Origin of the sequence: Streptococcus sp. 1343, assembly GCF_013277355.1 — a bacterium.
Taxonomy (GTDB): Bacteria; Bacillota; Bacilli; order Lactobacillales; family Streptococcaceae; genus Streptococcus; species Streptococcus pseudopneumoniae.
The window spans coordinates 1-536 of the sequence record NZ_VMMT01000099.1 but is presented as its reverse complement, the minus strand read 5'-3'; the positions used below and the strand labels follow the sequence as shown (position 1 = coordinate 536).

Below are 536 nucleotides of genomic sequence, written 5' to 3'. Positions count from 1 at the left end.
AATCTGCGATTGGAGAATGGGCATTATGAGATTGATACGGTTCTGCTTACAAGGGTGAAAAATTATTGTTTACTGGTCTTAACTGATCGAAGGACTAGGCATCAAATTATCCGATTGATTCCAAATAAAAGTGCTGAGGTGGTCAATCAGGCTTTAAAACTCATCTTAAAACAAGACAAGATTCTGTCCATCACGGCAGATAATGGTACAGAATTTAACCGCTTGTCTGATGTATTTTCTGAGGAACATATCTATTATGCGCACCCCTATGCCTCTTGGGAAAGGGGAACTAATGAGAATCACAACAGGCTCATTCGTAGATGGTTACCTAAGGGGACTAAGGAAACGACTCCCAAAGAAGTCGCATTCATCTAAAATTGGATTAATAACTATCCTAAAAAATGCTTGAACTACAAATCACCCAGAGAATTTATTCTTCATGTCACCCAGAGAATTTATTCTTCATGGCTAACTTGAACTTGAAATTTGGCTCGAATGTGAGAATGTCTTTAGTAAATCGAACGTGAAAATGTCCC

Annotated in this window: 1 pseudogene; it reads left to right on the top strand. The window is 38.2% G+C overall.

The window, feature by feature from the left end:
- A pseudogene (locus HT709_RS11345) lies at positions 1-527 on the top strand (IS30 family transposase); the annotation flags it as partial.
- Positions 528-536: the final 9 nt, after the last annotated feature.